Annotated in this window: 23 protein-coding genes; 14 read left to right on the top strand and 9 right to left on the bottom strand. The window is 72.5% G+C overall.

Annotated features, from left to right (window positions below):
• Nucleotides 1-11 precede the first annotated feature (11 nt).
• From ACFVUY_RS15800 to ACFVUY_RS15785, 4 genes are all read right to left on the bottom strand, one after another.
• Nucleotides 12-836 (bottom strand): SRPBCC domain-containing protein, encoded by an 825-nt coding sequence (locus ACFVUY_RS15800; protein ID WP_387730291.1) that lies wholly within the window; start codon nucleotides 834-836, stop codon nucleotides 12-14.
• Nucleotides 833-1,576 carry an ArsR/SmtB family transcription factor gene (locus tag ACFVUY_RS15795; RefSeq protein ID WP_387730289.1) on the bottom strand — a complete coding sequence of 248 codons (744 nt, stop codon included), beginning with the start codon at nucleotides 1,574-1,576 and terminating at the stop codon, nucleotides 833-835. The genes ACFVUY_RS15800 and ACFVUY_RS15795 overlap by 4 nt, the downstream gene beginning before the upstream one ends.
• A gap of 213 nt (nucleotides 1,577-1,789) precedes the next feature.
• Nucleotides 1,790-2,146: a hypothetical protein gene (locus tag ACFVUY_RS15790; protein ID WP_387730286.1), complete on the bottom strand. Its 357-nt coding sequence runs from the start codon at nucleotides 2,144-2,146 to the stop codon at nucleotides 1,790-1,792.
• A 20-nt stretch (nucleotides 2,147-2,166) separates the two neighbouring features.
• On the bottom strand, nucleotides 2,167-2,706 hold the full coding sequence (locus tag ACFVUY_RS15785; protein ID WP_387730284.1) for an RNA polymerase sigma factor: 540 nt from the start codon (nucleotides 2,704-2,706) through the stop codon (nucleotides 2,167-2,169).
• A 313-nt stretch (nucleotides 2,707-3,019) separates the two neighbouring features.
• On the opposite strand from ACFVUY_RS15785, the gene ACFVUY_RS15780 reads away from it, so the two are divergent.
• From ACFVUY_RS15780 to ACFVUY_RS15770, 3 genes are read left to right on the top strand one after another with little or no spacing between them, the layout of a single operon-like run.
• Nucleotides 3,020-3,904: a hypothetical protein gene (locus tag ACFVUY_RS15780; RefSeq protein WP_387730281.1), complete on the top strand. Its 885-nt coding sequence runs from the start codon at nucleotides 3,020-3,022 to the stop codon at nucleotides 3,902-3,904.
• Nucleotide 3,905: 1 nt separating this feature from the next.
• Nucleotides 3,906-5,594, top strand: a complete 1,689-nt coding sequence (locus ACFVUY_RS15775) for a DNA polymerase Y family protein (protein ID WP_387730278.1) — start codon at nucleotides 3,906-3,908, stop codon at nucleotides 5,592-5,594.
• Nucleotides 5,595-5,653: 59 nt separating this feature from the next.
• On the top strand, nucleotides 5,654-9,007 hold the full coding sequence (locus ACFVUY_RS15770; RefSeq protein ID WP_387730275.1) for an error-prone DNA polymerase: 3,354 nt from the start codon (nucleotides 5,654-5,656) through the stop codon (nucleotides 9,005-9,007).
• A 28-nt stretch (nucleotides 9,008-9,035) separates the two neighbouring features.
• Here ACFVUY_RS15770 and ACFVUY_RS15765 read toward each other — a convergent pair whose 3' ends face one another.
• Nucleotides 9,036-9,860, bottom strand: coding sequence for a TIGR03084 family metal-binding protein (locus ACFVUY_RS15765; protein WP_387730273.1), 825 nt, complete (start codon nucleotides 9,858-9,860; stop codon nucleotides 9,036-9,038).
• A 161-nt stretch (nucleotides 9,861-10,021) separates the two neighbouring features.
• On the opposite strand from ACFVUY_RS15765, the gene ACFVUY_RS15760 reads away from it, so the two are divergent.
• Nucleotides 10,022-10,798 carry a LuxR C-terminal-related transcriptional regulator gene (locus ACFVUY_RS15760; RefSeq protein ID WP_387730270.1) on the top strand — a complete coding sequence of 259 codons (777 nt, stop codon included), beginning with the start codon at nucleotides 10,022-10,024 and terminating at the stop codon, nucleotides 10,796-10,798.
• Here the strand turns inward: ACFVUY_RS15760 and ACFVUY_RS15755 are convergent.
• From ACFVUY_RS15755 to ACFVUY_RS15745, 3 genes are read right to left on the bottom strand one after another with little or no spacing between them, the layout of a single operon-like run.
• Nucleotides 10,791-12,326, bottom strand: a complete 1,536-nt coding sequence (locus ACFVUY_RS15755; protein WP_387730268.1) for an AMP-binding protein — start codon at nucleotides 12,324-12,326, stop codon at nucleotides 10,791-10,793. The genes ACFVUY_RS15760 and ACFVUY_RS15755 overlap by 8 nt on opposite strands.
• A gap of 51 nt (nucleotides 12,327-12,377) precedes the next feature.
• Entirely contained in the window at nucleotides 12,378-12,773 is a 396-nt protein-coding gene (locus tag ACFVUY_RS15750) for a MerR family transcriptional regulator (RefSeq protein WP_387730683.1), read from the bottom strand.
• 20 nt (nucleotides 12,774-12,793) lie between these two features.
• A complete protein-coding gene (locus ACFVUY_RS15745; RefSeq protein ID WP_387730266.1) occupies nucleotides 12,794-13,558 on the bottom strand; it encodes an SDR family NAD(P)-dependent oxidoreductase in 765 nt (254 codons plus the stop codon).
• 190 nt (nucleotides 13,559-13,748) lie between these two features.
• Between ACFVUY_RS15745 and ACFVUY_RS15740 the strand changes: the two genes are divergently transcribed.
• From ACFVUY_RS15740 to ACFVUY_RS15720, 5 genes are all read left to right on the top strand, one after another.
• Nucleotides 13,749-14,207: a group II truncated hemoglobin gene (locus tag ACFVUY_RS15740; RefSeq protein WP_387730264.1), complete on the top strand. Its 459-nt coding sequence runs from the start codon at nucleotides 13,749-13,751 to the stop codon at nucleotides 14,205-14,207.
• A 17-nt stretch (nucleotides 14,208-14,224) separates the two neighbouring features.
• Entirely contained in the window at nucleotides 14,225-14,749 is a 525-nt protein-coding gene (locus tag ACFVUY_RS15735; RefSeq protein ID WP_387730681.1) for a GNAT family N-acetyltransferase, read from the top strand.
• 10 nt (nucleotides 14,750-14,759) lie between these two features.
• Complete coding sequence (locus ACFVUY_RS15730; RefSeq protein WP_387730262.1) at nucleotides 14,760-15,179, top strand: VOC family protein; 420 nt, start codon at nucleotides 14,760-14,762, stop codon at nucleotides 15,177-15,179.
• On the top strand, nucleotides 15,176-16,891 hold the full coding sequence (locus ACFVUY_RS15725; RefSeq protein WP_387730259.1) for a recombinase family protein: 1,716 nt from the start codon (nucleotides 15,176-15,178) through the stop codon (nucleotides 16,889-16,891). Before ACFVUY_RS15730 ends, ACFVUY_RS15725 begins: the two co-directional genes overlap by 4 nt.
• A 632-nt stretch (nucleotides 16,892-17,523) precedes the next feature.
• A complete protein-coding gene (locus tag ACFVUY_RS15720) occupies nucleotides 17,524-17,757 on the top strand; it encodes an HNH endonuclease (RefSeq protein ID WP_387730256.1) in 234 nt (77 codons plus the stop codon).
• 73 nt (nucleotides 17,758-17,830) lie between these two features.
• Here ACFVUY_RS15720 and ACFVUY_RS15715 read toward each other — a convergent pair whose 3' ends face one another.
• Complete coding sequence (locus ACFVUY_RS15715; RefSeq protein WP_387730253.1) at nucleotides 17,831-18,235, bottom strand: hypothetical protein; 405 nt, start codon at nucleotides 18,233-18,235, stop codon at nucleotides 17,831-17,833.
• 633 nt (nucleotides 18,236-18,868) lie between these two features.
• Between ACFVUY_RS15715 and ACFVUY_RS15710 the strand changes: the two genes are divergently transcribed.
• Genes ACFVUY_RS15710 through ACFVUY_RS15690 form a run of 5 tightly spaced genes read left to right on the top strand, consistent with a single transcriptional unit; the run spans nucleotide 18,869 to nucleotide 23,986 of the window.
• Nucleotides 18,869-19,306, top strand: coding sequence for a P27 family phage terminase small subunit (locus ACFVUY_RS15710; RefSeq protein ID WP_387730251.1), 438 nt, complete (start codon nucleotides 18,869-18,871; stop codon nucleotides 19,304-19,306).
• On the top strand, nucleotides 19,287-20,987 hold the full coding sequence (locus ACFVUY_RS15705) for a terminase large subunit (protein WP_387730248.1): 1,701 nt from the start codon (nucleotides 19,287-19,289) through the stop codon (nucleotides 20,985-20,987). The genes ACFVUY_RS15710 and ACFVUY_RS15705 overlap by 20 nt, the downstream gene beginning before the upstream one ends.
• A gap of 40 nt (nucleotides 20,988-21,027) precedes the next feature.
• Nucleotides 21,028-22,425 (top strand): phage portal protein, encoded by a 1,398-nt coding sequence (locus tag ACFVUY_RS15700; protein ID WP_387730679.1) that lies wholly within the window; start codon nucleotides 21,028-21,030, stop codon nucleotides 22,423-22,425.
• Entirely contained in the window at nucleotides 22,422-23,396 is a 975-nt protein-coding gene (locus tag ACFVUY_RS15695) for a hypothetical protein (RefSeq protein WP_387730246.1), read from the top strand. The genes ACFVUY_RS15700 and ACFVUY_RS15695 overlap by 4 nt, the downstream gene beginning before the upstream one ends.
• 11 nt (nucleotides 23,397-23,407) lie before the next feature.
• A complete protein-coding gene (locus ACFVUY_RS15690; protein WP_387730244.1) occupies nucleotides 23,408-23,986 on the top strand; it encodes a hypothetical protein in 579 nt (192 codons plus the stop codon).
• The last annotated feature ends 33 nt before the right edge of the window (nucleotides 23,987-24,019 follow it).

Below are 24,019 nucleotides of genomic sequence, written 5' to 3'. Positions count from 1 at the left end.
GGCAGGTCGGGTCAGGTGAGTCGGCCGTGTCGGTCAGGCTGGGTCGGGCCGGTCGGGCCGGTCGGGCCGGGGAGGTCCGAACGGCCGGAAGGAGCAGGTCGGCCGAGGACCCCGGACAGCCACTGCTGCCAGGCGGCCTCGGACCCGTCCGGAGCCGGGCCGAAGAGGTGGTGGAACATCAGCACCAGGCCGGAGCCGTGGTGGAAGGTGTAGAGCCCGTCGGCGGTGCGGACCTCGAAGCGTTCGTCGTCCGCCCAGGCCACCTCGCCGTCCAGTGGGGGCAGGCCCGCCGGTTCGCCGTGGACCCGCGTGCCCGCGGTGACCGGGAGCGGCAGCGACAGGGCGTGGGCGAGGAGGGCCCGGACCTCCGGCTCCGGTCGGCCGGCCGACGGCGCGGCGGCGAAGACGGGGACGGCGGTGCGCCCGGGGAAGTGGGTGAGGTACTCGCGCAGCGTGTGGAGGTGGAAGGGCCAGCCGCGGCGCAGCGCGTCGTACTCGTCCTGCCAGTCGTCGCCGAGCAGGCCGCTGTGGACGACGCGGAGCACGGTGGCACCGCCGTCCCGGCCCTCGATCAGGTACTCGAAGGCCATGAACCGGCCGTCCTCGCCGGCGGCCGTACGGGTGGCCAGGCGCTTGCCGGGCTCGTAGGCGGTGACGACCGCCTCCGCGCGGTGACCCCCGGTCTCCATGACGGCGGTGCCGCCCTCGCGCGGGTCCAGTTCGTTGCGGCCCATGAACCAGGAGTCGATCCCCGGTCCGGTGGCGATCGCCTCCCAGACCTGTTCCGGGCTCGCCGGGAGGGAGGTCTCCAGCGCGATCTCGAAGGGGTGGGTCATCGTGGGTTCTCCTGGTTCGGTGCGGTTCCGGCGCCTTCTGCCGCGCTGCCGGCGGCGTCGGCCTCCGGCGCGGTCCCGGCCGGCCCGGTCCCGGCCGGCCCGGTCCCGGCCGGTTCGGCCCCGGCCCCGGCTGCCCCCGCCTCCGTCTCCGCCCCGGGCTGTGCGGAGGGGATCTGGTGGAGTCCGACCACCACCCGGTGGCTGCGGCCCCCGGGGGCGGACTCGTCGTGGTAGCGGCTGACGAGGGCGGCCACGGACTGGGCCAACTCCTCGGCGAAGGCGGCCCGGTCGGCCGCGGAGGCGAACCGCACCTGCGCGTCGATGCCGAAGGTGGCGACCCGCCGCCGGGCCCGGGAGGCGCCGGTCAGCAGGGACCCGACCTCCTGCACCAGCCGGGAGCCGAGCGCCAGCAGCCAGCGGGCGGAGAGCTGGTCGGGGGAGCGGGCGGGGTCCGGGCTCATGGCGGCCAGGACGCCGGGGGAGATCACGTAGGAGGACGCGGTGGCGCGGTACACCCGTTCGGTGACGTTGCCCTTGCGGCGTTCCTCGGCGAGTTCGACGAGGCCGTGCCGCTCCAGTTCCTTCAGGTGGTAGTTGACCTTCTGCCGGGGCAGCCCCAGCCGGGCGGCCAGCATGGCGGCCGAGCCGGGCTCGGTCAGGGCGGCGAGGAGGCGTGACCGCATGGGGTCCAGCGAGGCCTCGGCCGCAGCGGGTTCTTCGATCACGGCGACTTCCAGCACCGTTCCAGCATCCGACCGACAAAAAAATTTGTCAAGGAAAAAACGCTTGTCGGTAACCCGGTCGGGCCAGTGCCGCCGCCCGACCGGCGGAACACGGGGGGCGCGGGGCGGAGGCCCGGACTTCGACGGGACGAGCCCTCCCGCCACCCCCTCGGCCTCCGCCCTCCCGCCGCCGTCACCCCTCGCCCCCCACCGCCCTCCGGTGGGAGCCGCTCAGACGGTGGAGCCCGTGAACGCCGACCGCGCCTCCTCCCCGTGCCTGTCGTGGCGGTCGGCGACGGCCAGCTTGCACCGGCCGTCCTCGCAGGAGCGCTGGAGGCGGCCCCGCGAGACGGTCTGTGCCAAGCCGATCGCCCAGCACGTCGGGCAGCCGCGCAGGGCGAGCAGGCCGACCGGCAGGAGGGCCAGGCCGACCGGCCCGACCGCCGGGACGAGGGCGACCGAGCCGATCAGCGAGCCGATGCCCACCACGCCGCGCACGACGTGTTCGGTCAGGGACTTGCTCGCGAAGTCGGGCCCCCCGGGGCCGGTGGCGGTTCCGGGCTTCGTTCCGGGCGTCGTTCCGGTCATCGTTTCCTCCACGGGCGGATTCAGGTGGTGGGCCGCAGCGTCCGGTGGACCGCCGAACGGGCCCGGTGCAGACGGGACTTCATCGCCGCCGTGCTGAGGCCCAGCGCGTCGGCGACCGTCCGGCCGCTGTGGCCCTGGACGTCCCGCATGATCAGCACTCGGCGCTGGTCGGGGGGCAGGGCGGCGACCGCGGCCGCCACCGTGCCGGCTTCCAGGCGGCGCAGGGCGGCCTCCTCGGCGGAGTCCACGCAGACGTCCTGTCGCAGCGGTGCGCCGTGGTCCCGCAGCCGGGTCCGTGCGCGCCGGAGGCACTCGTTGCGGACGATGCGGAACATCCAGGACGCCAGGGCGCCGGAGGCCCGCAGCATCCCGATCTTGCGGTACAGGATGATCAGGGCCTCCTGTGCCGCGTCCTCCGCGTCCTCCGGGGTGGCGCAGAGGGAACGGGCGAACCGCTGCACATTGGGGTGCGATCCCGACACCAGCGCGGCGATCGAGTCGACGTCGCCGGCCTGTGCGGCGGCGATCAACTGCTCGCCGGGCCAGGTCGATTCAGCCACGTCCGGCTCGCTTGCGCTTCACGGCGAGCGTGCAGGTGCAGAGCAGCACCAGGGCGACGGCGATGCCGATTCCGATGATCATCACTACCTCCGGATCCCGTACCCGACGTTTGTCGGAACGTTTATAAGAGGCGCGGGCCACTCCAAAGGATTCGGCCCGCGCCGCAGAAAGTCGTCCGGGTTCCCGGTGGGGCGCCGACGGCCGTGCCACGGCCCGTACGGCCTGCGCGAGCGGCCGGGTACACGGAGAGTGACGGGTGGGTTGACCAGGTCGGACTTGAATCTTTGCGAACGAATGTTCGATCCTGGGGGTGTGCCCGTTTTCGAATCTGTTTTCGAATCCACCGCCGAGCAGCCCGCACGCCCCGTGCTCCGCCCGGTGGCGTCCCCGGCTGCCGCGCCGGGGGAGCGGGGGGAGCGGGGTGAGCCGGGGGAGCGGGAGGAGCGAGAGGGACGGGCGACACCGGCCACCGGGCGGACGGCGGAGCCCCGGGGGCTGCTGCCGGTGCCGTCCGCGCTGCGGGAGGTGCTGCCCGACGCCGGGCTGCGCCGGGGGACGGCGGTGTCGGTGGCGGGCGGGGACACCGGGCTACTGCTGGCGCTCGCCGCCGGGGTGAAGGAGACCGAGGGCGGCTGGGCCGCGGCGGTCGGACTGCCGGACCTGGGGCTGGCCGCCGCCGAGGGGTACGGACTGGACCTGCGGCGGCTGCTGGTCGCGGACGATCCGGGGCCGCACTGGGCCGAAGTGGTCTCGGTGCTGGCCGGCGCGGTCGAGCTGATCATGCTGCGCCCGGACGGGCCGGTGCCGCCGAAGCTGGCCGCCCGGCTGACGGCGGTGCTGCGGCGCAGCGGCTGCGTGCTGCTGGTCGCCGGACCGTGGCCGGGCGCGGTGCTGCGGCTGGGGGTGCGCTCCGGGCGCTGGTTCGGGCTGGGCGACGGCCACGGGCAGCTCGTCGGCCGGCAGGTGGAGGTGGTGGCCGAGGGCCGCGGCTCGGCGGTGCGCGGCCGGACGGCCCGGCTCTGGCTGCCCGACGAGCACGGCGCGGTGCGCCCGCTCCAGGAACAGCCGCGACAGGGACGGCCGCAGCCGGTGGCGGAACCGGCACTGCCAGCGCTACCGGCACTACCAGCGCTACCGGCACTACCAGTGCTACCGGCGGCGGAGCCGATGGCACCCCGCGTGGCGGCGGTGGTCTGAGATGGCGGACGACGGAACCCCCCGGGTGCTGGTGGTCTGGTGCCCGGACTGGCCGGTGGTGGCCGTCACCGGCGATGACCCGGTCGCGGTGACCGAGGGCGGGCGGATCCTCGCCTGCTCGGCGGGCGCCCGGGCGGCCGGGGTGCGGCAGGGGCAGCGGCTCAAGCTGGCCCAGCGGCTCTGCCCGGAGCTGGAGCTGCGCGACCGCGACCCGGAGGCGGAGACCCGCCGCTTCGAGCCGGTGGTCGCGGCGGTGGAGGCGTTCACGCCCCGGGTGGAGGTGATCCGTCCGGGACTGTGCGCGATCCCGGTGAAGGGCCCGGGCCGCTACTTCGGCGGCGAGGAGGCGCTGGCCGGCAAGGTCGGCAGAGCGGTGGCGGACGCCCTCGGACGGCCCCTCGTCCCGGACGCCGTCCCGGGCGCGGTGGCCGTCGAGGCCCGACCGGCAACCGCTTCCCGGCCCGAAGCCGCCTCCCGGCCCGAAGTCACCTCCCAACCCGAAGCCGTTCCGCAGACCCGGACCGCTTCGGCCGAAGCCGCCCCGCAGGCCCGGGTCGGTGTCGCCGACGGCCTGTTCGCCGCCGTGCTCGCCGCCCGGGCCGGGGTGCTGGTCCCGGCCGGCCGGACGGCGGAGTTCCTCGCCCCGTACCCGGTGAGCGCGCTGGGCGACGAGACGCTGGCCGAACTGCTGGGGCGGCTCGGCCTGCCCACCGTCGGGGCCTTCGCCGCCCTGCCGGCCGAGTCGGTCGCGGACCGCTTCGGCCCGTCCGGGACGGTCGCGCACCGGCTGGCCCGCGGCTTGCAGCCGCGCCCGCTGGTGCCGCGCGACGAGGAGCCTGACCTCGCCGTCGAGCAGCGCTTCGACCCGCCGGAGCCGCTGGCCGAGCCGCTGGTGTTCGTCGCCCGCACGCTGGCCGAGCAGCTGCACCGGCGGTTGGCCGGGGCCGGGCTGACCTGCCGCCGGGTGGCCGTCGAGGTGGCCTGCGCGGACGGTCGGACGGCCTCCCGGCTGTGGCGGCACGAGGGCCGGTTGTCCGCGACGGCGCTGGCCGAGCGGGTCCGTTGGCAGCTGCAGGCCTGGCAGGGCGCGGGCACCTTCGCCGGCAACGGGGAAGGCGGGGAGGACACGGGCTTCACCTTGCTCCGGCTGGCCCCCGACGGCCTCTCCCCGGACCAGGGCCGCCAGCTCGCGCTGTGGGGCCGGGCCGTCGCGGACGACCGGGTGGAGCGCGCGGTCGCCCGGGTGCAGGCGGTGCTCGGCCACGCGGGGTTGCGCCGGATCGAGCCGGCCGGCGGGCGCGGCCCGGGCGAGCAGGCGGTCAAGGTGCCGTGGGGCGAGCCGTACGAGGCGGCGGTGGCGGCCGACGCGCCCTGGCCGGGGCGGCTGCCGGAGGTGTGGCCCGCCGTGGTGCTGCGGGAGCCCGCGCCGGTGCGGGTGCTGGACGGGGCCGGGCGGCCGGTCACGGTGGACGGCCGGGCGGGGGTGTCGGCCCGGCCGGCCCTGGTCGTGGTCCGGGGCCGGGAGGAGCGGGTGGACGGCTGGACCGGTCCCTGGCCGGCGGTCGAGTACTGGTGGGACCAGTCGCTGGCCCGGCGCCGGGCGCGGTTCCAGGTCGTGGTGGGCGGTGGCCGGGCGCTGCTGCTCACCGTGGAGGGGGGTGCCTGGTACCTGGAGGCCGGCTACGACTAGCGGTCGGCCCGGACCCGGGGGGAGTGGAACGAGCACGAGAACGACGAAGGCAACCCCCGATGGGCTTCACCAGCCACCCCACCCTCCCCTGGAGCGAGCTGCACCGCCGGCTGACCGGCGCGGCGCCGGACCGCACGGTCGTCCCGCTGCGCCGCCCCGCTCCCGAGCCTGCCCCCGCTCCCGAGGCTCCCCCCGCTCCCGAGGCTCCCCCCGCTCCCGAGGCTCCCCCCGCTCCCGAATCCCCTCCCCCTCCCGCTCCCCTTCCCGCCCCCCCTCCCGCTCCCGCTCCCGCTCCGGCGGAGCCCGGGTTCGGGACCGGCTCCGGGAGGGCCGCCGAGCCCTGGGCCGAGCTGCACGTCCACTCCGCCTTCAGCTTCCTGGACGGCGCCAGCGACCCGGAGGACCTGGTCGCCGAGGCGGTCCGGCTGGGCGTGGAGAGCCTCGCGATCACCGACCACGACGGCCTGTACGGGGCCGTCCGGCTCGCCGAGGCGGCCCGGGGCACGGGCCTGGCCACCGTGTTCGGCGCCGAGCTGACCGTCCGCGACGGCGGGGCGGAGGAGCACCTGCTGGTCCTCGCCCGCGACCCGGCCGGCTACCGCCGCCTCTCCGCCGCGATCGCCGCCGCCCAGCTGGCCGGCGGCGCCAAGGGCAGTCCGGTGTACGACCTCGCGGCGCTCGCCGGGGCGCACGACGGCCACTGGGCGGTGCTCACCGGCTGCCGGCTCGGCCGGGTCCCCGCCGCGTTGCCCGACCGGGGCGAGGCCGAGCGCCGGCTCGGTACCCTCACCGAGGCGTTCGGCCGCGAGAACGTCCACGTCGAGCTGATCGACCAGTGGCTGCCCGGCGACGACCGGCGCAACGACGCCCTCGCCGCCCTCGCGGCGACGGCGCGGCTCCCCGTTGTCGCCTCCACCAACGCCCACCACGCCGGCCCCGCCCAGGGCCGCCTCGCGCAGAGCCTCGCCGCGCTGCACGACCGCCGCACCCTCCAGGACGCGGTCGGCTGGACCAGGGCGGCCGGCACCGCGCACCTGCGCTCGGGCCGCGAGATGGCCGGCCGGCTGGCCCGCTTCCCCGGGGTGCAGCGGGCCACCGCCGAACTCGGCCGGGCCTGCGCCTTCGACTTCGCCCGGCTGGATCCGGAGCTGCCCGGTTTCCCCGTGCCCGAGGGCGAGAGCGAGATCAGCCATCTGCGCGCCCTGGTCGCGGCCGGCGGCCCGGGCCGCTTCGGCCCCGGCAACGCCGCCGCCCGCCGCCAGCTCGGCAGGGAGCTGGACGTGATCGAGGACCTCGACCTGGCCGGCTACTTCCTGATCGTGCACGACATCGTGGACTTCTGCCGGAGCCGGGACATCTGGTGCCAGGGCCGAGGCTCGGCCGCCAACTCGGCGGTCTGCTACGCCCTCGGGATCACCGCCGTCGACCCGATCCACTACAAGCTGCTGTTCGAACGCTTCCTCTCCACGGCCCGGGACGGGCCGCCCGACATCGACCTGGACATCGAGAACCGCCGCCGCGAGGAGGTCATCCAGTACGTCTACGGCCGCTACGGGCGCGAGCACGCCGCCCAGGTCGCCAATGTGATCACCTACCGGCCCCGGCTGGCGATCCGCGACGCAGCCCGGGTGCTCGGCTACCCGCAGGGGCAGGTGGACGCGTTCAGCCGGCAGACCGACTTCCGCTCGGCCCCCGGCGCGGACGCCGTCATCCCCGCCGACGTGCTCCAGCTCGCCACCCAGCTGCACGGCCTGCCCCGTCACCTGGGCATCCACTCGGGCGGCATGGTGCTCACCCGGGAGCCGATCGGCGAGATCTGCCCCACCGAGTGGGCCCGGATGCCCGGGCGCTCCGTGCTCCAGTGGGACAAGGAGTCCACCGCCGGCGCCGGACTGGTGAAGATCGACCTGCTCGGCCTCGGCATGCTGGCCGCCCTGCACGACGCCTGCGACCTGGTCGCGGAGCACCACGGTCTGCGCTACGACCTGGCCACCATCCCGGACGACGACAAGGGCGTGTACGCGATGCTGCGCCGGGCCGACACCGTCGGCGTGTTCCAGGTCGAGTCCCGGGCGCAGATGGCGACCCTGCCCCGGCTCAAGCCGGACCACTTCTACGACCTGGTGGTCGAGGTCGCGCTGATCCGCCCCGGACCGATCCAGGGCGGTTCCGTCCACCCGTACCTGCGCCGCCGCGCCGGGGCGGAGCCGGCCGGCTGCCCGCACCCGCTGATGGAGAACGCGCTCGGCAAGACCCTGGGGGTGCCGCTGTTCCAGGAGCAGATGATGCAACTCGCCATCGACTGCGCCGGGTTCACCCCGGCCGAGGCCGACCGGCTGCGGCAGGCGATGGGCGCCAAGCGCTCGCACGAGCGGGTCGCCCGGCTGCGCGACCGGCTGCTGGGCGGGATGGCCGAGCGCGGCATCCCGCCCGAGGTCGCGGAGGACGTCTACGGCAAGATCGAGGCCTTCTCCAACTACGGCTTCCCGGAGAGCCACGCGATCAGCTTCGCCTACCTGGTGTACGCCAGCGCCTGGCTGAAGCACCACTTCCCGGCGGCCTTCACCTGTGCCCTGCTGGCCAACCAGCCGATGGGCTTCTACTCGCCGCTCAGCCTGGTCGCGGACGTCCGCCGGCACGGCGTGCGGGTGCGCGGGGTGGATGTCAACGCCAGTGGGGCGCGGCCCACCCTGGAACCGTACCGGGGGCCGACCCCGAAGCCGCCGCTGACGGCAGGGCGCCCGCAGCCGGCGATCCGGCTCGGCCTGGAGACGGTGCGCGGCATCGGCACCCCGCAGGCCGAGGCGATCGTGGCCGGGCAGCCGTACGCGGACCTGGAGGACTTCGCCCGCCGCACCGGCCTGCCCGGGCCCGCCCTGGAGGCGCTGGCGACGGCCGGGGCCTTCGACTGCTTCGAATTGACGAGGCGTCAGGCGCTGTGGGCGGCAGGGGCGTTCGCCGGGATCTCGGCCGATCTGATCCCCGGCACCACGCCCGGCACCGAGGCACCGGAGCTGCCCGGGATGAGCCCGGTCGAGGAGACCATCGCCGACCTGTGGGCCACCGGCACCTCCGCCACCAGCCACCCGCTCCAGCATCTGCGCGCCCGGCTGGAGCGCGGCGGCGCCCTCTGCGCCGACCGGCTCCCGGACGTACCGCCGGGAACGGCGGTGGTGGTCGGCGGCCTGGTCACCCACCGGCAGCGGCCGCCGACGGCCGGCGGGGTGCTCTTCCTCAGCCTGGAGGACGAGACCGGGCTGATCAACGTGATCTGCAACCGCCCGGTCTGGGAGTCCCAGCGCCGCACCGCCCTGGACCGGGCCGGACTGCTGGTCCACGGGCACATCGAGCGCGACCGGGGCGCCACCAACCTGATCGCCACCCGGCTCGCCCCGCTCCGGATCGGCCTCTGAGCGGATCGGCCTCTGAGCGGATCGGTCCCTACGCCTGCGCCTCCGGCTGCCGTCCCTTGCCCGGTGCCCCGGCGAAGGCCTGGGCGATCGGGAGCCAGGCGGTGGCGACCGGCCCGGTGGCGGTGAGGGCGAGGTCGTCCCGGTGGCGGCGCTGGGTCACCAGCAGGCAGAAGTCCAGGGCGGGGCCGGACACCACGTCCTCGGCCCCGGCCGGGCCGATGGACCAGGTCCCGCCGTCCGGCGCGGTCAGGTCGAGCCGGACCGGCCGCTCGGGCGCGGGCAGTCCGTGCAGGGTGAAGGCGAAGCCCAGGGTGCGCAGCCCCAGGTGGGCGATGTGCCGCAGCCGGTCGGTGGGCTCACGGGTGGCGCCGAGTGCGTCCGCGACGTCCTGGCCGTGCGCCCAGGTCTCCATCAGCCGGGCGGTGGCCATCGAGGCGGGTTTCATCGGCGGGCCGAACCAGGGCAGCCGGACGTCGGCCGGGGCGGCGGCGAGTGCGGCCAGCACCTGCGCCCGGCCGGCGCGCCAGCGGGCGAGCAGTGCTGCGGGCTCGGCGGCCGCACCCGTGCGGGCGCCCTCCTCGACCGGGTCGGTGCCGGCCGCCACCAGCTCGGTGAAGCGCCCGCCGAGCGAGGTGCCGAAGCCCTCCGGGTCGCGTGCGGCCAGGGCCGTCCAGTCGTCGGTCCAGGCCAGGTGGGCGATCTGGTGCGCCACCGTCCAGCCCTCGGCGGGCGTCGGGCGGGCCCAGCCCCCGACGGGCAGCCCGGCGACCAGGTCGTCCAGCACCGCGCTCTCGTCCCGCAGGTCCGCCAGCAGTCCGCCCAGGACGTCGCCCGGGGCGTTCGGGTCGGTCATCGGTTTCCCTCCGGTCGAAGGCGGTTGCCGTCCGGCAGTTGCTACCCGCCGGTAGCGTACGGGCGCACCCTATGCCCGCCCGGCCGCCGGTGTCCGCGACTCCACGAAACACGCATGTCAGGACTCTCGCCACCGGCCCCACCGCGTGTGACAATTCCGCGATGACCAGGGCTGCGGACCCCCACCTTGCGCAACCCGTCGCCGACGCTGCGCGATCCGACGACCCCGAACTGGCCGCGCGCGCCGCCGAGCTGGTGCGGGACGCCGTGCTCGGTGACCTCGCCCGCCGGGTGGTGGCCGAGTGCGGCGCCGACGTCGGCCTGGTCGGCGTGCCCGAGCCGCTGCCCGGCAGCCGCCCCGACAGCGAGGGCATGGTGCTGCGGCACTGGGCCGGCACCCGGGCCGACCTGCTGCACGACGTCCCCGTCCCGGCCGGACTCGGCCTCGGCGGCCGGGCGCTCGCCGAGCGCGCGCCGACCTGGGTGCCCGACTACCGTGCGGCGACGACGATTTCGCACCACTACGACGCGGCCGTGGCCGCCGAGGACCTGTACGCGATGCTCACCGTCCCGCTGATGGACGGCGGCACCGTGCACGGCGTGGTGTACGCCTCGCTGCGCACCGTCGTCCCGTTCGGGGACGTGCGGATCTCCGCGGTCGGCACGCTGGCGAGGGCGGCGGCCCGGGCGCTCGCCGGGGCCGCCGCCTGGAGTCGCGAGCGGCCCCGGAAGTCCGCCCCCGTACCGCCGTTGACCCCGCGCGAGCACGAGGTGCTGCGCTGGGCGGCGACCGGCCGGACCAACCCGGAGATCGCCGCCCGGCTGGGCCTGACCTGCAACACGGTGACGGGCTACCTCAAGTCCGCGATGCACAAGCTCGGCGTCCGAAACCGGACCGAACTCGCCCTCGCGGCAAGGGAGTCGGGGCTCGTCAGTTGACCTGGCGCTCCCGCCCGGTCCAGTACGGCTCGCGCAGCCGGAACTTCTGCAGCTTCCCGGTGGCGGTGCGCGGCAGGGCGTCCCGGAACTCCACCGTGGTGGGCGACTTGTAGCCGGCCAGCCGCTGCTTGCAGTGCGCGATCAACTCGGCCTCGGTGACCGCCTCGTGGCCCTCCCGGAGCACCACCAGCGCCTTCACCGTCTCGCCCCACTTCTCGTGCGGCACGCCGATCACCGCCGTCTCGGCGACCGCCGGGTGGTCGTACAGGCAGTCCTCCACCTCGATCGAGGAGACGTTCTCCCCGCCGCTGATGATGACGTCCTTCTTGCGGTCGGAGATGGTCAGCTGCCCGTCCGTGAGGGTGCCGCCGTCGCCGGTGTGGAACCAGCCGTCCCGCAGTGCCTCGGCCGAGGCCTCCGGCTGCTGCCAGTAGCCGTCCAGCACGGTGTTGGAGCGCACCAGCACCTCCCCGGAGGGATCCACCCACAGCTGGGTGCCGAGCGCCGGGGCGCCCGCCTGCACCAGCTTCTCGGCCCGTTCGGCGGCCGGCAGCGCGTCCCACTCGGCCCGGGTGCGGTTGACCGTGACGGCGGGGGAGGTCTCGGTCAGGCCGTACAGCTGCATGAACTCCCAGCCCAGCTGCTCCTCGACCTGCTGCACCACCGAGGTCGGCGGCGGGGCGCCGGCCACGATCATCCGCACCCGGTCCCGGCCGGGCACCGGGCCGTCCAGGTCGGCGGCCGCGTCCAGCACCATCTGGACCACGGCCGGCGCGCCGGACAGGAAGGTCACCCCGTGCCGCTCGACCCGGCGCAGGATCTCCGCGCCGTCCACCTTGCGCAGCACAATGTGCCGGGCGCCCAGGCCGGTGAGCGAGAACGGCAGGCCCCAGCCGTTGGCGTGGAACATCGGCAGGGTGTGCAGGTAGACGTCCCGGTCGTTCGCGCCGTAGTGCAGGCCCATCAGCGTCGCGTTCAGCCAGATGTTGCGGTGGGTGAGCTGAACGCCCTTGGGGCGGGCGGTGGTTCCGCTGGTGTAGTTGATGGTGGCGGTGTCGTTCTCGTCCACCGCGTACCGCCGCGGGGTGCCGTCGAAGTCGTACAGCACGGCGTCGCTGTCCGCGCCCAGCACGAACTTGTGCTTGGCGACCACCCCGTGCAGGGAGTCGGCGACCTCGGGGTCGACCAGCAGCACCGAGGCGCCGCTCTGCTCGACGATGTACGACACCTCCTCGGCCTTCAGCCGGAAGTTCACCGGCACCAGCACCCGGCCGTGCCCGCTCACCCCGAAGAAGGAGGTCAGCAGCCGGGCCGAGTTGTGCGAGACGACCGCGACCCGCTCGCCCGGCCCGACACCGAGCCGGTCCAGCCCGGCGGCCTGGGCCCGGGCCAGCTCGGCGACCCTGCGGTAGCTCAGCTCGCCCCAGGATTCGGCCGGCTGCACCGGCTCGTCGACGATGCCGACCCGGTCGCCGTAGACCAGCTCGGCCCGGTCGAGGAAGTCCATCACGGAGAGTGGAATCTGCATGCGCCCACTGTCCTCCCCCGTCCGCGCCCTGCACACCCCCGAACGGGGGTGTCACCCGCCCGTGGGCGCCGGGCCGGTGTCCACGGGCACCGGATCCGCCTCCCCGGCCGCCGTCAGCGCCGCCACCAGCCGGTCCCGGGCCTCCGTCTGGGCGGCGATCCGGCGCTCCAGCACCGCCAGCCGCTCCCGGGCGATCCCCAGCACCCGCGCGGACGGCCGGCCCGCCAGCACGTCCCCGTCCAGGCACCCCAGCAGCGGCCGGAGGTCCTCCAGGGTGAGCCCGGCGGCCACCAGCGCGCGGATGTTGCGCACCCGGACGACCGCCGACCCGCCGTACTCGCGGTAGCCGTTCGGCGCCCGCCCGGACTCGATCAGCCCGGCCTGCTCGTAGTGCCGCAGAGCGCGCGCGGTACTGCCCGTCCGGGCCGCCAGCTCGCCGATCCGCACCGCCACCCGTCCCCTCCCGGTCAGCCCACCAGCGCGCCGCCGTCCACCGAGAACACTACGCCGGTCACGAACGAGGCCTGCGGCGAGGCCAGTTGGGTGATCGCCCAGGCCACCTCCGCCGGGCGGCCGATCCGGCCCAGCGGGGTGTGCTCGATCTGCCACCGCCGGATCGCCGCCCGCTGCTCGGGGCCGTACCCGGAGTGCTCGCCGATCGGCGTGTCGATCGCCCCGGGCGCCACCGCCACCACCCGGACCCCGCGCGGCGCCAGCTCCACCGCCCAGCTGCGGGTGACCGTCTCCAGCGCCGCCTTGCTCGCCGCGTACACCGAGTTGCCCGGCCAGCCCCGCTGCCCGACGGCCGTGCTGACGTTGACCACCACGCCCCGGCTCCGCTCCAGCTCGGGCAGCGCGGCCTGCCCGAGCAGCACCGGGGCGACCAGGTTGGTGGCCAGCAGCGCCTCGACGCCCGCCCGGTCGAAACCGCCGAGGTCCTGCCGGCTCCGCACGATCGCGGCATTGTTGACCAGCACGTCCAGCCGCCCGAACCGTTCCACGGCCGCCCGGACGATCTCCTCCGGCGCGTCCGGCCCGGTCACGTCCGCGGTCAGCGGCTCGATCAGCGCCGGGTGCGCGGCCGCCGTCCCGGCCAGCGGTTCGAGCCGCCGTCCCACCGCCAGCACCCGCGCCCCCTCGGCCGCGAAGGCCCGCGCCGTCTCCCGCCCGATCCCCGTCCCGGCCCCGGTGACCACCACGACCCTGCCCCGCGTCCCGCTCTCGTCGTTCATGGCCCCACCCTGCGACCCTGCCGCCAACGTCAGGGTCAAGCGGGAGCCCCGTCCGCCGCTCGCCGAACCCGCCGCCCGCCGAATCCGCCGCCCGCCGAACCCGGCGCGAACGGCGGGCCCGGGACCGCCGTTCGCGCCCCGGCCTGCTAGGAAGGTCGCAACGCACGGTCCAACCACGGGGAGCACACCCATGAACGACCAACGGTCCGGCCCGCTCTACGAGGCCGTCGGCGGCATCGACGCCCTGCGCCGGCTCAGCCGCACCTTCTACCGGGGCGCCCTCGCCGACCCCCTGCTCGCCCCGGTCTTCGCCGACTTCACCCCCACCCACATCGAGCGCGTCGCGGTCTGGCTGGCCGAGGTCTTCGGCGGCCCGGCGGGCTACACCGGTGAACTGGGCGGTCACCAGGCGCTGCTCCGCGCCCACCTGGGCCTGGCCACCACCGAGGAGCAGCGGCTGCGCTGGATGGAGCTGATGGCCGAGGCCGTCCGCGCGGAGCTTCCGGAGGACGAGCTGCTGCGCCGCCGGGTGCTGGAGTACTTCGACTGGGGCACCAGGATCGCCGAGGACGTCTCCGCCTCCCCGGTCGGCACCGACCTCGGCGATCCCGGCCCGACCCCGCGCTGGGGCTGGGAGGGCCTCAAGTGACCGTCGCCGCACTGCCGATGGCCGACGGCCTGCTGCTGCGCCCCTTCGAGGCCGCCGACGCGCCGGCCCTGATCGAGGCCTACCGGGACGAGACCCTGCGCCGCTTCCTCCGCACCCTGGTGGACGACGCCGACCAGGCCGCGCACTGGCTGCGCGCCCAGGAGGAGGGCCGGGCGGCCGGCACCCGGTACAGCTTCGCCGTCCTGGACGGCGGCGCGCTGGTCGGCAACGTCGCGCTCAAGTACCCCACCCCCGGCGGGGGGACGGCCGAGGTGGGGTACTGGACGACCGCCCCGGCCCGCGGCCGGGGCGTGGCCCCGCGCGCGGTGGAGGCCCTCACCACCTGGGCCTTCGCCACCTTCGCCGAGGACGGCCTGCGCCGGATCGACCTGCTCCATGCGGGCGACAACCACGCCTCCTGCCGGGTCGCGGAGAAGAGCGGCTACGCCTTCACGGAGATCGTCCCGGCCTTCCCGCCGTACCCGCTGGACGGGCACCGGCATTCCCGGAAAAGGCTGGACGAAGCCGAACGGTGCAGGTGAGAGTGGACACATGGCTTCTCTGGTACGACATGTGACGATCGACTGCGCCGACCCGCACGCCCTGGCCTCCTTCTGGGCCCGGGCGCTGGAGGGCACCCTGGGCGAGGACGACAACCCCGGTGACGACGAGGCGCTGGTGGACTCCGCCGGCGCCTCGCTGCTCTTCATCCGGGTGCCCGAGGGCAAGTCGGTGAAGAACCGGACCCACCTCGACCTCCAGCCGCAGGACCGCGGCCGGGACGAGGAGGTGGAGCGCCTGGTCGCCCTGGGCGCCACTGTGCTGGCCGACCACCGCACCCCGGACGGCAAGGGCTGGGTCACCCTGGCCGACCCCAACGCTCCGGACTACCAGTTCTGGAGTAGTCCCCGGTGTCGACCGCCACCCCTACCCGTGACCTGCGGAATTCATCCCCCTCCACGGAGGGTATGACTAGGACGACCCTGCCCGGTTCCACGGGCACCGTGTTCTCCGGGCGCCTGCGGGGCGTCTCGGCTGTACGCCTGTCCGTACTGACGGACGAAACGACCAGCCCCGAGCGGCAGCGCGAGGCCAACGACCGCGCCGCCGAAATGCTGAACATCGACTTCGGCGAGGGTGACCAGCGCCGCGAGGCCGTCGACCTTGACGTGTCGGCAAGCAAGACCGCTCCGTGGGAACGTCCGGGGCTGGGCAAGTGGATCGCAGACCCCGACAGCTTCGACGTGATCGTGTGGTGGCGCTTCGACCGCGCCGTCCGATCGCAAGGCGACATGCACCGGCTCGCCGAATGGGCGAGCGAGTACCAGAAGCTGATTGTCTTTGCCGAGGGCATCGGCGGCGGGATGCAGCAATTCGACTTCCGAAACCCGCTCGACCCGGTCACGCGGATGATGCTCAATCAGTTCGCCTTTGCGGCCGAGATGGAAGCGTGGTCGATCAAGGAGCGCGTTACCGGCGCGATGGCGGCCATGCGCCGGATGCCGCTTCGCTGGCGCGGCTCTCGTCCGTCCTACGGCTACATGCCCGCCCCCATGCCCGAGGAGCACGGCGGCAAGGGCTGGACGCTGGTGCCCGATCCGGACGCCGTGGCGGTCATTGAGCGGATCGTCCGGGAGCTGCTGGAGGGTGCCACGGTGTCCGCCATCGCTGCGGGGCTCAACGCCGATGGTGTACTCAGCCCGCGCGACTACTGGGCCAACAAGATGGGCCGCGAACGGGGCGGCAAGACCGGCGCAACGAAGGGCGCATACGTCGTGCGGGAGGCGTTCCAGTGGGCCCCGGCAGCCGTCACCCGGATGCTTCGCAGTGAGATGCTGCTCGGCTGGAAGCTGCACAAGGACAAGCCGGTCCGCGACGACAAGGGCAACCCGATCATGCAGACCGAAACACCGATCCTCACCCGCGAGGAGTTCGACCGGATCGGCGCAGTCCTGAACGGCCGTAGCATCAACAACAGCGAGCGGGTCGACACGAACTCGCTGTTGCTTCGGGTCATCTACTGCGATTCGTGCGGCGGGCGCATGTACCTGAACGCGCAGGAAGGCAAGAACCCCACGTACAAGTGCAACCACCACGCCCGCGGGGACGAGTGCGAGGCTCCGTCGAACGTTCGGGGAGACTGGGCGGACGACCATGTCGAAGCCGAGTTCCTACGGCTGGTCGGCCCCATCCGAACGAGGACGGTCGTGGAGGTACCCGGCTACGACCCCGAGCCGGAGCTGAACGCGACCGTGGCCGAGTTCGCCGCACACCTGAAGAACCAGGGGAACCAGAAGTCCAAGCACGCCGCGCAGGAGTGGCAGAAGCACCATGACGCGCTGGACAGCCGAATAGCCGAGCTGGAGTCCCGCGAGAAGACCGAGCCCCAACGAGTGGTGACGGACACCGGTCGGACCTACGCGGACGACTGGGCAACGGCGGACCTCGCTGGCCGACGGCGCATGCTGGTCGACGCCGGGGCCCGGCTCGAAGTGAAGCGCGGCACCCGGGGCGGGTGGCGGAAGCTCGACACGCGGCGGGTCACCTTCACCATCAAGGGCGACCTGGACCCGGCGGTGGACGAGATGGCCGGGCTCCGTACGGAGCTGAGTACGCCCCCCGGGGCGGCCCCCGCGGCAGGCAGCCGGGTCCGCCTTGTCGAGCCGGTCGGCGCAGCGGCGTAGCTGCTGGACAGCCCGAGGGTGACGGGGTGACGTTCGAGGGGTCAAATCCAGTTTCTTCTATGACACAGCGAGTCTAGAGAAAAACTGAAATCACCCCTTCGAACGTCACCCCGTCACCCTTGGACCCGGGCGGGAATTCGTCCCCCTCTTCTACTCCCGGGAGAAGGGAACGGACGACCCGGACCGCGCCGCTCGGCGGACCGCGGGAATTCGTCCCCCTCTTCTACTTCCGAGAGAGGGAGCGCAGGAATACCGCGCACCCCACCGACGGGAACAGGCGGACCGAGTGCCTGCGCCTCTCTCTCACACCCCTGCCCGTGCACCACGCACCCGCGCCACCGGGTGGCCGCCGGAGTCGTGCGGCAGGGGGCGGGGGCTGTACCGCTCACGAGTGACCCCGTCCGCCAGGGCGGGCCGAAACGGGTCGTGAGCGAGTGCAGTCCCCACCATTGCCGGATGACGCGATGCACAGAGATCGTGGTCTTCGGCCTGATGCAACTGTCCACCGAGGGGGCACCGTGCGCTGTATCGACTGCCTCTCACCCCCGACTCACCGGGGACGCTGCGAGGCCCACCACGCGGCCTACGAAGCCCGCCCGAGTGTCCGGGCACGGCGGAGGCTGCTCGCCCTGGTGGCACGGCGCCACAGCGGCGCGGAGAGGCTTCGCCGGCTGGTCGACCGAGCGGGCTCCGCGGTGTGCGGACTGTGCGGCGAGGGCTTTCCCGCCGAGCTGGTCGACGTCGACCACCGGCAGCCGCTCGCCCTCGGCGGCGAGGACACGGACGACAACGTGTGGTCGCTGTGCCGCCCGTGCCACCGAGGGAAGACCCGTGAGGACTTCGGCATGTTCGTCGTGCCGTTCTGACAGCACGACGCCCCAGCGCGGGCTCTGAGAGGTCCGTACCGGGGCGGGTGAGACTTCATCTGTTAGTGCGGGTTCACCTATCAATCCCAGAGTGGTACAGGAAGAAAATCGGATCGATGTTGGTCGCCGGTACGGACGTCGTTCCGGAAGCCGGTAGGGACACCGGGTCGGGCGTGTGGAGGACCCATTGGCCGTTCTCCTTGGCGAATCGGACCGCGTATACCGCGCCAGAACTGCTCACAACGGGGAGCTCGGACGGGACGTACTTCCCGCCGCTTGCGACGACCACGGGCTGACCGTCGCGGTACTCGATCGACAGGGTTGCGATGTCCTCGGGCTTGACCTCGGATGCCGGGATCGGCGCGGGTTCCTTGGGCGCCGCCGTCTCGGGGGTGGGAGTCAGCCCGAGGTTTGCCATCTGCTCGGGTGACATCTGCACCTTGGCGGGGCCCTTGGAGTTGGGCGTGGTCTCGGGCATGGCGGTCTCCTTACTTGCCGGCTCGCTGCCGACGTGCGGTGGATCTCCCCATAACGGAGTGTCATCAAACCGCTACCTCTTTACAGATCGGAGGTGCCCCATGCCCCGAAGACCCCGCCCCCCGTGCAGCGTTCCCGGATGTCCCGAGCTGACTGCCCGTGGTGGTCGCTGTCCGCAGCACCAGCGCGAGGCAGAGCAGCAGCGAGGCAGCGCGGCAGAGCGCGGGTACGACTCCCGACGATGGGCCCGGGTCCGGCGTGCGTACATCTACGCGCACCCCTGGTGCCTGCTGTGCGGACGGGCCGCCGTGGTCGCCGACCACCACCCGGAGTCGCGCCGCTCGCTGCTCGCCCGAGGTGTCGAAGACCCGGACGCGTGGAGCCGGCTCAGGCCGCTGTGTACGCAGTGTCACAACCGCGAGACCGCCACCCACCAGCCGGGTGGTTGGGCTGCCGAGCGGGTCAGCCGGTCACAGGGCTCTGACCTGCGGGTTTACCCAGGAGGGTGACCCCCTCCCCTCCTGACCCTGACCGGCAGGGAGGCAAAAAAATCAGATGGCTAATGCAACCATTCTTGTGGAGGTGACCTAGCGTGTCCATGCCAGGGCGGAAGCCGAAGCCACACATTGCGGCGGTGCGGGAAGGCACCTTCCGGGCGGACCGGCACACCGAGGGCGCCCGGTTCGAGCCCGTTGACCCGATCGAACCGGACTGGTCCGAGCTGTTGCCCGGCGACCAGGCCGAGGGCGTGCGCGCCTTCGCCGCGGATGTCTGGGCCCGGGTTGTTCCGGCGCTGGTGGTGTCCGCCGGCCTGGTCGACTCACAGCGTGAGGTGGCCACCGACTTCTGTGTGACCGCCGCCCGAATCTGGCAGGGCGAGCGGGAGTTGAGCCGCGAAGGTCTTGTGGTCGAGACCGAGCGAGGGCGGGTGAAGAACCCGTGGACCACGATCGTGACCGGCTACCGGTCTCATCTGCGGGCCCTGGTGGGCGAACTCGGGCTCAGCCCGGCGTCCGCGACCAGGATCACCCCGCCGGAAACCGGGGGCGACGATGACGGGATCTTCGACTGACGCAGCCCTCCCCGTTCCCCGTGACGCGCTGCTCGAACTCGGGCTCACCGAGGACGAGATAGCCGAGGCACTTGAATCCCGGCCCCTGGTCGTGGCTAACCAGCAACACCAGCAACCCGGCGCCTACTTCTCGGTTCCGGCTGCCCGGCGGGCTATCGCCGCTATCGAGAGCATGCGGCACACGAAGGGGCGTTGGGGTGGAAGTCGGCTCCGGCTCGCCCCGTGGCAAAAAGTGTGGATCATTGCTCCCCTCTTCGGGTGGCTGTGGGACGATCCGGAAGTTGGTCGCCCCGTCCGAGTTATCCGGACAGCGTGGATCGAGGTGCCCCGTAAGGCGGGCAAGTCGACCCTTTCGTCTGGCATCGGCCTGGTGCTGCTGCTCGCTGACCGCGAGATTGGTGCCGAGGTCTACGCCGCTGCGGGCAGCCTGCCGCAAGCGGAGCGCGTCTTTGACGACGCTAAGCGAATGGCGCTCACTTCCCGAGCTATCCGGGGACGGGTGGAAGTCCTGCGCGGACTCATTCGCGTGCCCCGAACCGGCGGGCTATTCCGTGCGCTCAGCAAAATTGCAGAAACCGCACACGGCCTGAACGTTTCCGGGGCCATTGTCGATGAGGTGCACGTCCATAAGCGGCGAGACCTGGTCGACGCTATCGAGACCGGAACAGGTGCCCGAGACCAACCGCTAGTTGTTTTCATTACCACTGCCGACGAGGGAATCGAAGGCAGTATTTACGACGAGAAACACACCTACACTCGAAGGATTGCGGACGGGGTAGTTTCCGACCCCGGCCACTACGGGGTTATCTGGGCCGCAGAGCCCGGGGATGACCCTTTCGCGGAGGAGACTTGGCGGAAGGCTAATCCGGGCCTCGGGGTAAGTCCGAGCCTGGCATACATGCGCCGCGAGGCTGCCAAGGCCAAGAGTACGCCGAGCTACTTCCCAACGTTCTGTCGGCTGTCGCTCAACATGAGAATGCGTTCGTCCTCGCGCTGGCTGCCTCTCACGCTGTGGGACGCGAATGCCGGGGTGGTGGACGAGAAGGCTTTCCGGCGCCGTCGGGCATGGGGTGGGATCGATCTTTCCGCGGTCTCGGACCTGTCCGCATGGGTTATGGCGGTGGAGTCCAAGCGGCCCGGCGTTGAGCTGGAGCTGATCGCCCGTTTCTGGTTGCCGGAGGAACGGTTGCCCGAGCTGGAACAGCAGCTACAGGTGCCGCTCGGTCAGTGGGTTAATCAGGGGTTGCTCACCCTCACCGAGGGCGACGCAATTGACTACACCGCCATTGAGCGGCAGGTGGTCGAAGACTGCCGCCGGCTGGATATGCAGCGCATTAGCTACGACCGTATGTTTGCAGGTCAGCTGGTGCAGCGCGTCGAATCCAAGACCCGCGGGGTCGACCTGGTGCCGGTCGCGCAGACCTACCTAGGAATGTCCCCGGGCTGCAAGGAACTGGAAAGGCTGCTCCGCGAGGGACGAATACAGCACGGCGGTAACCCGGTTCTCCGCTGGAATGCGAGTGTGGTCGAGGTGTACCGGGACGGAAACGATAACATGAGGCCGGTCAAACCGGACCGCGACAAGTCCTCGGCGCGAATAGACGGAATCGCGGCAACGGTTATGGCGCTTGACGGGTATATCCGCCGCCCGCTCCGGAAGTCGCGTGCTGTGAGTGCTTGATGGGCCCGAAGGGGGAAATGTGGCAGAGACGCCGCTAGAGATGACAACCCGCCTTCGACGGAGGCTGGAGGGGCGCCGAATAAGGGCAGCCCGGTACGGCGAGTACTACGATGGTGATCATCCCCTGATGTTCGCCTCTCCGGAGTTTCGGGCGCAGACCGGAGGGCTTTTTGACGGCTTCTCGGACAACTGGTGCTCGACAGTTCCGAACACCATGATTGAGCGCATGAAGCCGCTTGCTTTCAGGCTGGATGACGGCACGCTGGACAAGGCTGCGTCACGCGCCTGGAAAAGCTCCGAATGCGACGTTGAAATCGGGCTTTCGATGCTCGAAAGTCTGGTGTCCGGGCGCTGCAATGCACTCGTCTGGAAGCCGGACGGGGTAGAGACAGAAATTACTTTCGAGCCCGAAACTCAGTCCATTGTGGAATATGTTCCGGGGCGCCGGCGGGTTCGCTCGGCTGGTCTCAAGTGCTGGCGTGACGGGAATCTCGAATTTGCGACCCTGTTCCTTCCGGACTATGTATGCCGGTGGCAGCGTGACGTGAACAGCGGGGAATGGGCAGAACGTTCAGACGGACTCAAGCGGTCCGAGCGGGCGCATTTCCCGAATCCGTTGAACGTGGTTCCGCTGGTTGAGATTCCGAACCGGGCACGGCTCGCCAAGGGGCCGAACTCCGAGTTGCGCTCTGTGATCCCGCTACAGAACGCAATCAACACGCTGTGGGCGCACGTGCTGACAGCTGCGGATTCGGTTGCGCTGCCCGCTCGGGCCGTCCTCGGGATGGACCGGCCCGTCAGGGAGATTCTGGATTCTGCGGGCGAGGTCATCGGAGAGGAAGACCTGCCGATCGGCCGATTCAGGTCAGACCGTCTGCTGTGGCTGGAGAAGCCGGGAGCCACTATTGCGGAGTTCTCCGCTGCCGACCTGCGGGGATTCCTGGATGTCATCGGGGTCATGGTTGAACACATCGCCGCGCAGTCCCGCACCCCAGCCCGGTACCTGGTCGGCCGCCTTTCCAACATCGCAGCGGACACCTTGGATGCCGATGATGCCGGGCTGGTGTCGAAGGTTAGGGAGCGCCAGGACCATATCGGGGCAGCCCTGCGCGAGGTGATGCGTATTGAAGCGCTCGCCGCCGGGGAACCAGGTCGAGCCGACGCCCTGCGGCTCGGCGAAGTGGTGTGGCGGGACCCGCAGTTCCGATCGGACGCGCAGTACGCGGACGCCTTGACGAAGCTCAAATCGATCAACGTCCCGGACGAAGCGCTGTGGGAGAGGATTCCCGGGGTCACACCCGAGGAGATCGAGCGGTGGAAGCGGATGCGCGAGGACCAGGCCGCCGCGATCGTCGGGGGCAGTCTCGGGGGGCTGTTCGGACCGAAGTCCGAGCCCGACCAGGGGCAGTCGGCTGACCCGGTCGAGGTAGCAGCGTGACCGGCTCGGCGACGCTGGCGGACGCCCGGTACCGGGAGGTGCAAGGGGTGAGCCGGAGCGTGGTCGACGCGGTACAGGCCGTCTGGCGGGACGTCCCGGCGGACCGCATCCTGTCCGCCATGAACGGCGAGGCGGGCGCCGCCGTCCTGCGGGCGGTCACCGTGGGACAGCTCACCGCCGCCGAGGGCGCGCAAGCCTTCGTGAGCGCCAGCATGGTTGCGCAGGGGGCGATTGCAGCCCCGCTCGGTACGGTGGACGCGTCCGCCCTGGTGGGCGTCGCCATGGACGGGCGCCCGCTCGCAACGCTGCTGTATCAGCCGGCCATCACGACCGCCCGCGCCCTCGCACTCGGCGAGGCACCCGAGGTGGCCGCCCTTCGGGGGATGACGCAGATGGCCGTGATGACCGGCACGACGATCACCGACACCGCCCGTACGGCTACCTCGGTCGCCATGGCGGCGCACCCGCGGTGTCAGGGGTACGTACGGGTGGTCCACGCTCCGGCGTGCGCTCGGTGCATCGTGTTGGCGGGCAGGCAGTACAGCCACTCAACCGGGTTCGCCCGGCATCCACGCTGTGACTGCGGGATGGAACCGCTCGCCGACAGCACGAAGCCCCAACTTGCAGACCCGAAAGACCTGTTCGAAGCGATGACCCCGGAGCAGAGGCACCGGGCTTTTGGCGGTGCGGCCGTCAAGGCGATCGAGAGCGGCGCCGATATCTCCGCGCTGGTCAACGCCCGCCGGGGGATGCAGACGGTCACCACCAGCCGCGGAACCGTGTCGATCACCTCGGAGTCGACCACCCGCCGTGGACTCGGAGGCCGGAACCTCGGCGACGTGGAGAAGACCGCCGACTCCCGGTATGCCCGCCGCACCGAGACGCGAATGATGCCCGAGGAGATCATGCGCCGGGCCAAGACGCGCGAACAACAGATCGATCTACTCACCAAACACGGCTACATCTTCTGAGAGGGAGCCCCATGCCCAACGACCCGACCCCGAACCCCAACCCGACCGGCCCCGAGGGCGACCGCCAGGGCGAGCCCACCACGGGCACCGGCACCGCGACGACCGGCCCTGAGGGCAACCCGAACCCGAAGGGTGGCGACCAGGCCGACGCCCTCGCCGCCGCGGAGTCCGCCCGCGAGGCTGCCGAGAAGCGGGCCGAGACCGCCGAGGCCGAGGCGAACAGGCTCCGCCGGAGCAACGCGGCGAACAAGGGGACCGACCTTGACGCGCTCAAGTCGGAGATCCGGCAGGAGTTCGCCGCCGAGCTGGTACGCGCCGAGGTGCGAGCCGCGGGGGCCGGTCTGCTCCGCGACCCTGCCGACGCCCTCGCGCTGCTCGACCTGTCCGCCCTCGCCGGCTCCGGTGCTGCGGTGAACGCTACGGCGGTCCGTGCCGCGCTGGAGCAGCTGGTCAAGGACAAGCCCTACCTTGCGGCCGACGCTGCCGAGGCCCCGAAGTGGGGCGACGTCGGCGCCGGTCCGCGGCAGCCGGCAGAGCCCGAGCCCGCGAGCCCGTACGAGCGTCTGCGCCGGGTGCAGCGCAACAACTAGCAGGCACCGAAGTCCAGTTGGGCACCGCTCGCC

This window comes from Kitasatospora sp. NPDC058063, from assembly GCF_042885395.1.
Taxonomy (GTDB): domain Bacteria; phylum Actinomycetota; class Actinomycetes; order Streptomycetales; family Streptomycetaceae; genus Kitasatospora; species Kitasatospora lactacystinica.
Note: the sequence above shows the minus strand (reverse complement) of the source record. Positions and strands in the feature narration are given on the sequence as shown.